Annotated in this window: 8 protein-coding genes; 1 reads left to right on the forward strand and 7 read right to left on the reverse strand. The window is 31.5% G+C overall.

The features are described 5' to 3' along the window. Window positions 1–6: 6 nt before the first annotated feature. Both LNP23_RS18690 and LNP23_RS18695 read right to left on the reverse strand, forming a co-directional pair. Complete coding sequence (locus LNP23_RS18690; protein ID WP_047779051.1) at window positions 7–1404, reverse strand: aspartate aminotransferase family protein; 1398 nt, start codon at window positions 1402–1404, stop codon at window positions 7–9. 189 nt (window positions 1405–1593) lie between these two features. Then, window positions 1594–3261, reverse strand: a complete 1668-nt coding sequence (locus LNP23_RS18695; RefSeq protein WP_230002381.1) for a cyclic peptide export ABC transporter — start codon at window positions 3259–3261, stop codon at window positions 1594–1596. Window positions 3262–3919: 658 nt separating this feature from the next. Between LNP23_RS18695 and LNP23_RS18700 the strand changes: the two genes are divergently transcribed. Continuing rightward, window positions 3920–4618, forward strand: coding sequence for a 4'-phosphopantetheinyl transferase family protein (locus LNP23_RS18700; RefSeq protein WP_230002382.1), 699 nt, complete (start codon window positions 3920–3922; stop codon window positions 4616–4618). 181 nt (window positions 4619–4799) lie between these two features. Here the strand turns inward: LNP23_RS18700 and LNP23_RS18705 are convergent, their stop codons facing one another. The 5 genes from LNP23_RS18705 to LNP23_RS18725 all read right to left on the reverse strand — a co-directional run bounded on the left by LNP23_RS18705 (window position 4800) and on the right by LNP23_RS18725 (window position 12283). Beyond that, window positions 4800–5543, reverse strand: a complete 744-nt coding sequence (locus LNP23_RS18705; RefSeq protein ID WP_047779049.1) for a thioesterase II family protein — start codon at window positions 5541–5543, stop codon at window positions 4800–4802. A gap of 748 nt (window positions 5544–6291) precedes the next feature. Further along, the gene (locus tag LNP23_RS18710; RefSeq protein ID WP_230002383.1) at window positions 6292–7806 is read right to left on the reverse strand and encodes a sensor histidine kinase; all 1515 of its coding nucleotides are present in this window, start codon (window positions 7804–7806) and stop codon (window positions 6292–6294) included. 479 nt (window positions 7807–8285) lie between these two features. Next, window positions 8286–8936, reverse strand: coding sequence for a response regulator transcription factor (locus LNP23_RS18715; protein ID WP_047779047.1), 651 nt, complete (start codon window positions 8934–8936; stop codon window positions 8286–8288). Window positions 8937–9025: 89 nt separating this feature from the next. Next, entirely contained in the window at window positions 9026–10708 is a 1683-nt protein-coding gene (locus tag LNP23_RS18720) for a sensor histidine kinase (protein WP_230002384.1), read from the reverse strand. Window positions 10709–11650: 942 nt separating this feature from the next. Next, window positions 11651–12283, reverse strand: a complete 633-nt coding sequence (locus tag LNP23_RS18725; protein ID WP_047779045.1) for a response regulator — start codon at window positions 12281–12283, stop codon at window positions 11651–11653. Window positions 12284–12302: the final 19 nt, after the last annotated feature.

The following is a 12302-nucleotide window of genomic DNA, read 5'->3' on the forward strand; positions in this document are numbered from 1 at the left end:
AAAGGATTAAACCAGAGCTTGTGATAAATTCTTTTCTTCACAAACAACAAAGGCCTCTTTCATTATTATTATGGCAGCGTCAACAATTTCTTTAGTTGTAATTAAAGGCGGAACTAATCGCAATACGTTGTTATAATGACCTCCTACCTCAAACAATAATCCTCTGTGAAAACATTCTGTTCTAAACTCTTTCAAATACTCCGGGAAAGGTTTTTTAGAAGTTTTATTTTTTACAAACTCTACCCCTATCATCATTCCTCTTCCACGTACTTCTCCTATAAACGGATGATCCAATGCCAACAAATTCAATTCCTCTTTCAAATAGTCCCCGATAAAGTTTGCGTAATCTTCAATTTTATATTTTTCTATAAAATCAAACGCCCCTCTGGCTGCAGCTATACTCACTTGATTACCTCTAAAAGTTCCAATATGTTCTGCCGTTTCCCAAGCCTCAATATCTCTTTTATAAATTAGTCCGGAAATTGGAAATCCTATTCCTCCAAAACCTTTTGAGAATGTAATTATATCCGGAACTGCTTTTGTATTCATGAATTCCAAAAATTTTCCTGTTCTGTAGAAACCACTTTGAATCTCATCAAAAATTACAATTACACCATGCTTATTTGCTATTTTTACGATACGCTCCAAAAATCCTTTTCTTGGAACAATATTTCCACCTTCTCCTTGTATTGGTTCTAATATAATTGCAGCAGGAAGTGTTATACCGGAATGTCCTGTTTCCAAGATCCATTCAAAATGATTTGCACAATCATAATTACAAGTACTCTCTTCTTTATTAAATGGACAACGATAGCAATAACTATAGGGTACAAAATGTACATTTGGAATAAGTGAGGATATTTTTTTTCTAAAAAAAGTATCCGAGGTCACCGCCAAAGCACCAGAAGTCATTCCGTGGTATCCACCTGAGAAAGCAATAATACCATCACGACCTGTTTTTATTTTCGCCAATTTTATTGCAGCTTCAACTGCATCAGAACCTGTTGGTCCACCAAAACTAACTTTGTAATCTTCACGAATCTCTTCCGGTAAATTGTTTAATATTTTTTGAATTAAAAAAAGTTTGTTTTCTGTTGGAAAATCCAATGCATGAACTAATTCTTCCTGTTGTTCTTTAACATATTCCATTACAAAGGCATTACTGTGCCCTACATTTAATACGCCACAACCTCCAAAAAAATCAATAAATTGATTTCCGTCTACATCTTCTACAATACTACCTTTTGCACGTTTTAAAGCAATGGGCATTTTCTTAGGATATGAAACAACACTACCTTCAATGTTTTTCTGTAATTCTAATAAAACTTTTGATTTTTCTCCAGGTAATGAAGATGAAATGATTTTTGCCCCTTGAGACAAATGATAATCCTTAAGTAATTCCATAATAATAAGTGGTTGTAATAATGAGTGGTTGTATTTAAATTATAAACATAGAATTACATCCAATGATCTGGTGAATCATTGAACTAATTCTAAAAAAATTAAAGAATGATTTTAAAAACGAAATAATTAATTCAAAAATAAAAGTATAGTCCAAAAATAAAGAGAAACAAATATTATTTAATTGTAATGTTATGCCAGAACCGAAGAAAATAAAATTTCCTGATCTACTATTTTGCCATAATTAAATTTTACTAATCGATCACAAAATTTATAATAAGCATCGTCATGTGTAATCGCAATTACGGTTTTTCCCTTACTCTTAAGCTCCGGAATTATACTTTCATAAAAATATTTTCGGAACTCCGGATCTTGTTCAGCAGCCCATTCATCAAAAATAAAAATCTCTTTGTCTTCTAATAATGAATAGATCAATGCCATCCTTTTCTTTTGACCGCTGGACAAATTTTGAAATATTTTATTATTCGCCACATCTACCCGAATCACTTCTTCCAGTTTCATTTTATTCAGAAGTTCTGTCAGGTTTTCATTAGACGGAAGCAAATCAAAACCATCATAATTTTCAGAAAACAAATAATTATCTGAAAAAATACATGATATCATATCTCTGTAATCAGATCGATTCTCTCGATCAATAAGATTGGTATTGTTCAACAATATCTCACCTGATTTAGGTATGTAAAGTCCGGATAATAAGTTGATAAAAGTACTTTTTCCACTTCCGTTTCCTCCCGAAATAAAAATGACTTCGCCTTTCGTTATTTCCAGATTGATCGGTTGAAGTTCAAACGTAACTACACCGTTAGGATCAATGTGTTTATAACTCAAGTTTTTTATCACTAAATTTTCAAAAACAGGTAATGGATTAGTCGAACTTGTACTTAAATCCGAGTCTTTTATGCTTCCACTGGTAATTTCATTAAATTCATTAATCCTGTCAAATGCAATTTTAAATCCAATAATGTTTTTCATAAGATTTATAAAAATAGTTATTGGCCCCATTAAAAATAGAAAAGCAACCATGAAACCGGAAATAACAATTTGATCTAACTCAAAAATCAAAGGCAGTACAAAAAGCACGACACCGATTATCACATAAAAAAAATACTGTCCTATTAATTCATTTCCAAACGCTGCCAACTCAGCCTTAATGCTTAATTTGATTGCATTGTTACGATTTTTAACAATGTGATTAAAATAGATCGAATGACTTCTCTTACTACTCATCTTAATGCTATTAAAACCATGCAAAAAATCGTTATAATTAGCCATAAAACTATCATCAAGATCTCGTTCTTCAGTCATACTATTCTCAATGGCTTCATTTCTCTTAACATAAACTAAAGCTAAAGCTATAATAATAATTATCATCATTACAGCTCCTTTCGGATAAAGCCAAAACATATATCCTATCCCTGCAATTATCATGATTATTGCATTAAAAAAAACGATAAAAGATTCCGGTAACGCTTCTAATGTACCTACATCCTGCATCGCAGTTCTAACTCTTGCTTCTCCGATTCGCAAATAGGATTCATAATTACATAACCTAAGTTTGTCTATAATTTGAAGTACCATTTCTTTACCAAAATTCAAAGTAACCTTAATCATGTACCTTTTAAAATAATAAGTCAGGACAAACGAAACAATAACTAAAACCAAATAAATCAACCAATCATAATCACTTAAAAACGGTAAAGGAGTACCGGCAACTTTATTACTGACAAGCATTAACAAACTACTACTCCACAATCCGTTTATTAAAGCAAATAATCCTAACAGTGGCAGGGCTACATTTAATTTTAATTTTAATACTTTCAGCAAAGTTATTCTTTCCAATGTTTGAATTTTAAATGGTTAATCTGGGTTTTATGCGATATTCCTGATCACAAATATATATCATAAAACAAGAAAAAACTCAATAAAAAACCAAAAAACCTACATGTTTTGACAATAATTAAAAAATAAAGCCAAAATACTAAATAATATTAATTATTAATAAAAAACAATCCGTATTTAATTAATAAAATTGTTAATTAAAGCATATTTCATAATTTTTTTAACATAATAATTCTGATTAAAAATTATTTTTATACATAAAAAATTACAAATAACACACTATTCTTACATATTTTTAAAAAATAACTCATAAATCCGCAACGAGAAACATAACAAACTCGCAATCAACAAAATGATTATTATTACCCAATATTTCTTTCTTTTTGACACATAAAACTTCCGATTTTTTTCATTCGTACGACTACTTAAAAATAGTTAACAATTACTAAATCTTAATGAATTTGGCTTTTACTTAAACCCTATTTTAATGCTATTGATCTTAGAATTGAAGTATTAAAAAAGTTGAAACATTGCAGGCAAAAAACTCGAACTTTTTACGACTATAACGTTTGTTTTAAACTAGCAAGTGTGACTATATTTCTAAAGATAATAATACAAATACTATATTTGCAAAACTCTCCACTAAAACATTCTTTTTTTGATACATCTTTTTTTTACAAGATTTGACAAACCAATTTCTTCTGATAATTGGTCCCGTTTACAAGAATATCTATCGCCGGAATTACGTAAAAAAAGTAATTCATACCGAAAATGGGAAGACCAACATGCGTTTGTCCTTGGAAGACTGCTGCTAATGGAATGTTTAAACGAAATAGGCATAAGTAAAAACGCCATACTTGATATAAAATACAACGAATTTGGAAAGCCTTTTTTAAATAACGATATTGATTTTAATATCTCTCATTCAGGTAATTTTGTGATTTGCGCCATTGCACAAAAAGCAAAATTAGGCATTGACATTGAAGTGATAACTCCTATTGATTTTAAAGATTACAACTATATTTTGACAGCAGAAGAATGGCAAAAAATTCATCTGTCAGAAGATCCTCTGAAATCCTTCTTCAGACTTTGGACTATGAAAGAGAGTTTGATCAAAGCAGTAGGAAACGGTCTGTCCATTCCATTATTAGATATCACTATACATAACAATAAAGTACTATACGATAACAAGTCATGGAATCTGACTGAGTTAGTCTTAAGCGAAAATAGCTGCGCCAGTGTAGCAACAACCATTGCACACCCAAATTTCGTTTTTTTTGAGGTTGATTATTCTACCGGTTTTAAAGAGAAGAAAATAATACAGACCAACATTAAGAAAATCGAGTCGCCATTTTAAGCCACTAAAAACACAAAACGCTCTAGAGCTATGTACTATTTAATTGTTTTTTTAGTTACCATTTTCAATAAAAAAACTTTTTTACAAGACCTGAATTATTTTAAAACAATTTTTTAAAAAAAAGCCACTTATTTTTCAATAAATGGCATTAGTGCTAAATCTTTTAAAGTACCATCAAATATTAGTACGCATTTATTCTGGCACCATGAGCCATATGAGCTATTTTTTGTGCCATTACTTCCGGATGTTTAAGAATAAAAAAGTGATCACCTTCCAGTAACTCAAACGTACAAGGCGAAGATGTTTCATCTTTCCATGCTTTCATGTCGGTTAAAGTTGTTTTTTCTTCTCCTTCGCCGATTTCCTCTTTTCCCATGCAGATATGAATAGGAAAGGTAAACGGCTCCTCCATCACTTTAAAATTATAATCTTCAATAGCTTGAAAATCTGATTTCATTATGGGATAATACAACTCTAAAAGCTCTTTACATTCTAAGATCTCTTTTGGTAATCCTCCAATTTTTTCAACTTCCTGCCAAAACTCCTCTTCTTGTAATAAAGATTTTTTATTAGTAAACCGATTAAAGCCCGGTGCTCCCCTACCGGTAAAGAAAAGACATGTTGGTTGTTTTAACCCCAGCAGAATTATTTTTTTTGCTAATTCGTATCCCAATAACGTTCCCATACTATGTCCATAAATCACATAACTGCAATCTTCGATAAGCGGAATAATTTGTTTGATAAGATCGTCTACTAATTCATCAACATCCACTAATAAATTCTCTTTAAAACGACCACCTCTTCCTGGTAATTCCAAGGTTACCCAATTTAAACTTTTAGGTATGTGTTTTTCAATACTGTTAAAACTATATTTATTACCTCCGGCAAAAGGAAGGGCAATAATTTTATTTCTATTATCTTTCATAATTTACAAACAGATGGGAATTTATTAAAATGAAGTTGGAATTTTCCTTTTATTTCTGTTTCGCAAAAATATAGTAAAACTTACAAATTATCCAATACAAATTATAAGATTTTGAATCTGTCCTTAATTTAGATTTAGTTTTCCAGCATCAAAGACAAAAGCTGTGAAGCAGCACAAAATTGAATGTGGAAATTTAGTTTATTTAAAAAAACGTACACGATATTTTTCATTTGAAATGACAAAATTGCAAGAAACAGTACTTGATGAATTGATACTATAAATGCACACCACTTTTGGCCTTGATACTTTCTTATTTTGCCCCAGATTTGCTTCGAATGTCCGCTATAACAAAATGTCATTAAATTAAGATACTTTTCACGCAGATTCTGCTGATTCTACGGATTTTTTTATTCTATTCCCCTAAAATCAATGTGAAACTTTTTTTGACAATCCTTAACTTAATGGAATTACGCTATAGCTCGAAAAACAGATTTTCGAAGAAAACAACGAAAAAAAATCTGCTAAATCTACCTGAAAACAAAAGAATAAAATGATTTTAACTTAATGATTTTTATATCACAATTACCTCAACATCAATATAGTTCAAAACAAATCTTGGCTTAAAATATACTACTCGAAGAATAAATGCTCAAGAAAAAAAATCCTTTAGCATTCATTCACAGCACAATTCGAGAACTACTGAGAAATACCCCAAAACCAAAAATTAAATCATTAATAACGATACTCCTTAATCATTAAACACAATTTTAAATGTCGTCCCTACTCCTACCTTACTTTCAACCGTAATCTTTCCATTCATAGACTCGATCTGGTTTTTTGTAATGTACAAGCCTAAACCGTTTGCTTTTTCGTTTTTATGAAATGTTTTATACATTCCGAAAATTAAATTTCCATATTTCTCCAGGTCGATTCCTAAACCATTGTCTTTTACTGTGAATGTTTTTTTCCCGTTTTCAATGAAAAAATTAAATTCAACGATTAGTGGTTTTTCAGGATCTGCATATTTAATAGCATTGGTACTCAAATTTTGCAATACACTTTCAAGATATGCCGGATTAAAACGGACAACTGCCTCGGGGGAAACGTTATTTAGTATCGTAACATTATTACTCTCGCTATAGGCATTAACAATATTGAGTACCCTGCTTAAATAACTGTTCAAATTCAGCGTCTCAACATTGATTTCGGTATTGTTCTGAACATTTACAATTTGAGACAAATCTTCAATTGTTTTACTAAGATCTCCCGAAACCGCACGCAGGTATTTTATGGTTTCAACTTTATCATCAAAACTTTCTTCGGAATCGATCAGGTCCAGAAGTACTTTAAAATTACCTGCGTGCGCATTTAGATTATGAGATACGATATGCGAAAAATTCAACAATCTGTTGTTTTTCTCCTTGTATACTTCCAGCTCTCTCTTCAACTCCAACTCTTTTTCTTTTTGAAAAGAAACATCACTGTGAGTCCCTATTATTTTTAAGGATCTCCCGGCAGCATCACGTTCTACTACCATTCCTTTGCTAAGAATCCATTTGTATTTTTGATCAGAAGTCAGTACGCGCATAAAGTTTTCGAAGAAAGGAGTTTTATTATTAAAATGATCCTTCAGTGCTTCAGTGTATGCTTCACGATCATCCGGATGCATTATTTTATTCCATCCCTCTTGTGTATTAGAAATATCGGAAGCTTTCCATTCTAATATATTCAGTGATTGTGGTGAGTAGCAAAACCTGTTCGTTTTCAGATCCCAATCCCAAATACCGGCATTTGAAGTCTCTAACATAAACTTAAAACGTTCTTCAGTTCTTTTAAGTCTTAATTCTTGCTCTTTAAACTCCGTAATATCTCTAATTCGTCCACAAAATTCTGAACTTCCATCTTTATTGACCATTCGTTTTGAGGTCACTTTAAACCAGCTTAATCCGTTCAAAGGCAATTCTGCCCGAAACTCCACACTCCATTTTCTTCTTTTTTTAATAGCGTCAAACAAAGAGTTCACAACTAGTTTTTTATCCTCTTTATGAATTCGGTCGTAAATAGAAAATACGGTATCGGTAAACATCACATTCGATAAGACTTCAAACATTTCATAAGTTACATCATTCATAAAAGGTATGTCATAGTCGTTATCTGCCGAAATCGTAAATACGAAAAGAGCGTCCTGAATCTCATCAAATACTTTAGATTTAAAAATATTTGTGTTTGCTTTTTTCTTTGTATTGTAAAAATCAAATTCCATAACTTTACTTCTTTACGTTCTCTTTTCTCTTTCTGTTGATTGTAGTTTTTGCTTATGCAAAATTGGTACCGGACTTTAAAATTGTTGCTCAGACGGACATCTTCCAAAAAAAAATAAAAAATGACATGGCGTGTATAACCTAGAAAAAACAAACTAAAAAAGCCGTCTGTAACAACAAAAGTAAATCTCATAATACAGGAAGCCAGATGCCGAAAAAAATAATCCATTCTGCTGCAAATCCATCCTTATCTATAAAGTCTCAGCAACTGCGTCTTCCTGACAGAACAAATATACATGCAATAAAATCAATACTTTATAGAACATTGGACAGGCTGTTGTAGAATTATTACTACTGAAAATTCCTCATAAATTTAAAAATCAGCTCCAAAAAAAAACAGGAGACTATACGCTCCTATTTTTTAATAAGTATCCCAAAACCTATCTCCGGTCTGTGGTTCCTAATTCGTTTTAGCAATTTGTTAATCAGAATACAAATGAAAAAAATTGATTAAATCGGCCAAATTATCTATTTCCAGTTTTTCAAAAATTCTGTTTTTATAGGTACTTACTGTTGTTTTTTTTATGTTTAAATGTTCTATTATTTCCAGATTACCATAACCTTTAATTAAAAGCTGCGCCACTTCAATTTCTCTATTGGACAATACATCTAACGGATTTGTTGGTTTTTTTGAAATATAAGAATCCAAAATCCTGTCTTTAAGATTCTGCGTAATATATTTTCCGGACAAGATCATCGAACTGATGGCATTTTTCATTTCTTCTTCAGAGGTTTCTTTGTTCAGATATCCTGAAGCGCCTGCATTCAAATACCGCATTGCGTAAACATTCTCATCATAAGCGGAGAAGATTAATATTTTTATTTCCGGCTGGATTGTTTTTATTTCTGTTATGATGTTGATGCTGTTTCCGTCGGGAAAATTCACATCTAATATCAGTAAATCTATCCTATGTTCTTTTAAAATATCAAGTGTATCCTTAAAATTCCCCGCCTTATAAATTAAAGCATTCGAAAATAACTCTTTTATCATCAAAGAAACGCCCTGTCGAACCACAGTATGGTCATCAGCGACTAAAAAACTATAGTTGTTGGATGGTGATTTCATTTTCATTTACCTAATTTAGAATTATTTAAGCGCTTTTCTCTAACAAATTATCTTTTTAACTTTATACATTTAAAGTATACTTATCGGACCTTATTTTAAACCAAACTTATAAGCAGGTTAAAAATAATCTTAGTCCCTTTTCCTTCCTCGCTTTGAACGTCTATTTTTCCGTTAAACAATTCTACTATTTCTTTACATAAATTAAGTCCTAAACCTACCCCCAGATTGTTTACTTTATCTGAAACCGTTCCCTGATAATAAAGCTCGAATATATTTTTAAGATCATTTTTAGCAATTCCAATTCCGCTGTCCTCAATTTCAACTTTTAAATTTACTTTCTTATCCGAGGTTCTTTCAAGGTCTATCTTTACTTTTATCAATCCGTTCTCAGTAAACTTATTCGCATTACCGATAATGTTATAAAAAAGCTGGTGAATTTTTGCAGCATCCGAATCGACATCAAGTTCTAAAATCAGATTCGAATTCACTTCTATTTTATTGCCTTTGCTTTCAACCAGTGAAGTCATCGAATTCACAATCTGATGAATTTCCTCTTTAAGGTGAAATTTCTTTTTGTTTAGTTTAGGCGCATAATTTTCATCTTTCGAGTACTCCAAAATCTGATTGGCTAAAAGAAGCAATGAGTTCGTAGTAAATTGTATCGATTTAAAAGTATCTTTTATCTCGGGATCTTTTATAGAGGAGCCAATCATTTTACTGTAAATCGAGATAATGCTTAAAGGAGACCTGATTTCATGACTGACCATCCCCATAATTCTATTCTTAAAATTCAGGCTTTCATGAATCTTCGTCTGAGCCATTGTAAGTCTCTTTTCATATTGAAAAGCCAGTCTTGTGAAACCAAAAAGTACAAGCGATATGATAAACATCAGCAGAATCAAAATTGCGATGGTATAATTCCTTACTATTTTATTCGAATCGTACTGCTTCTGCAACTGTTTTTGGGTATTGTCCTGAAGTACTTTCAATGAATTGTTATAATGAGGCATCACCTCAGCCTCTAAGTTCAATAGTTCGTTATTAAACCTCTTTAGTTTAGCTTCCTGATCTTTTAAATTGTCGAATGACTTTTTTAAGTTTATAAACTGATTTTCGTAATATTTATTAGTAGTATTAAACAGATTTGCAAATTGTTCTTCGATACTCCCGGTCACTATCTTATTATTATATTTCATTGTAACGGTGATCTTCAACTGCTCTTTTTGTATGTCCACTTTTCCGGCTAAAGCAGCTCCCAATCTGGAGAATAATCCTTTTTTAGACACGCTGTCTATCGTCATATAAGAATCCGTTTTGATACTGTCTAAGATTTTTTTGTACTCAAACTTATTTAGTTTAAACGGTCGGGACAAATTATTTTTATCCGGATTGACCTGTGATTCAATTATTGAATCGATACTGGATTTTAGAGACTCAACAGAATGTTCGGACTGGTTCTTTTCCTGCAACACCTTCATGAACTCTTTATTGTCTTTTGTAATTAAGCTTAAACTGTCGATCAAACGACTGATATCGTTTAAGCTGGCGGTGTACGCATTGAGCGATTCTTTGTCTTTATAAATACTATAATTATTAAAGCTTTTTTGAGAATCAACAAAGGAGTTGTTTATGTTGTTCGTAAAATGTGTTATTCGATTCAATGAATCCATTGAATTCATCGTTTTTGACATTTCCGAATCATTAGACGATTCGTTGTACCAAATAACTATTGCAGTTATTTGTAAAAAAATAACACAGGCTATTAAAGTATAGTGCATTATTTTTCTGTGTTTGAACTTTAGTCTAAAGAAACTAAAGGGGCTATTTTGGGGCTGTTTTCTAATCAAAATTTATATTTTAAAATGAAAAATAAAATAAGGAGTCAAAGAATCAAATCAATAACTCACACAACTTTTTTAATTAGGTATCGGAAGAACATCCTGAATGATGTACTACATTTTAAATAAATATTGTTCTATAGTCAAAATTAGCAGTCACTAATTCAATTTTAATACGGATAACAGATTTTACTCTCTCTAAGATACTGTTTCTTTGTTTAAAGAACAACAATATTTATCAGCACTAACTACAACACAACAGCTATTAAAAGAGATTTGGGGGATCTTTTTAATTGAATAAATAAACTTTATAGGATAAACATATTCTTATTCCGTTTATAAAAATTTACTTATTTCTATTTTCTTAATAAAAAACAAAAATAGCATGCTGGGATTAAACCGACTGTAGAACATTCTGCAACAGTCTGTAGAACTTGTTCTACAATTTAATCATTGCTTATACTACAGTTTTCTTACTACAAAGATATTAATTTTAAAAAAATACGCCGGATTATTTACGAAATCGTTTGATATGGAACAAATCTAATGCCCCAACACTTAGATTCTCTCACATCTGGTGAATCAAAAAAAATATAAACTAAAGATATGAAAATTATGTAGTCAATTTACAGCATAATTTGAACCTTTTTGTTTCAGAATTAACCCTCTTATTCTTTCTTACTGTATGTACGATTTCGATTCCACTCAATCTTCGTATGGCAGATTCAAAATTTTTGATGCCTAAGTCATTCTAATTGACTTAAAAAAAAATTAAGTTTAAAAGTTGTGGGGTTTCTTAGCATAAACAAAAGAAACATCTTGAACATATAACATACTCATTTAGAACTTAAAAACACATGAGGTATCTTAAGATAAATCCTCTCAGATAATACCTTTTTCAATGGCCAATTTAATGAGTTCAGGCGAAGTTTTTACCTGTAGTTTGTGCATGATATTCCGACGGTGTGTTTTTACGGTATGTTCGCTGATAAAAAGGATACCGGATATGGCTTTGGTGTTCATTCCGTCGGCAACGCATTTTATGATTTCTTTTTCGCGTTCCGAAAGCTCCTGCATGTTGTTCTTATTTAAGTTTTTTCCACGGAAATAATTAAACAGTTGCTCGTTGATTTTGCTGTGAAAATAATTCTTGCGCTGACTGGTATCGATAATCGCCTGTACAAGCTCGGCTTTTGAAGCATCTTTTAGAATATAACCCTGGGCGCCTTTTTCGAGGGCGCTCTTAATTTGTTTCATGGATTGGTGCATGGTCAGCATTAATATCGGCACATCATACCCCTTGCTTTTTAATAATTCCATGCTGGCAATTCCGTCCAGTATTGGCATGTCTATATCCATCAGGATAGTGTCAATTGTCATCGTATCCAGGATAGACGGAATAGTATTTCCGTTTTTTGTATGCTCGACTATTTCAATACCATCTTCCGGTTTGAACATCGATTTTACGCCTTCGGCAAACAGATGGTGGTCGTCTACTATCAATACTTTTATCATAATCCGTAATTGTTCAGTT

The sequence above is a fragment of the Flavobacterium cupriresistens genome, from assembly GCF_020911925.1.
Classification (GTDB): Bacteria; Bacteroidota; Bacteroidia; order Flavobacteriales; family Flavobacteriaceae; genus Flavobacterium; species Flavobacterium cupriresistens.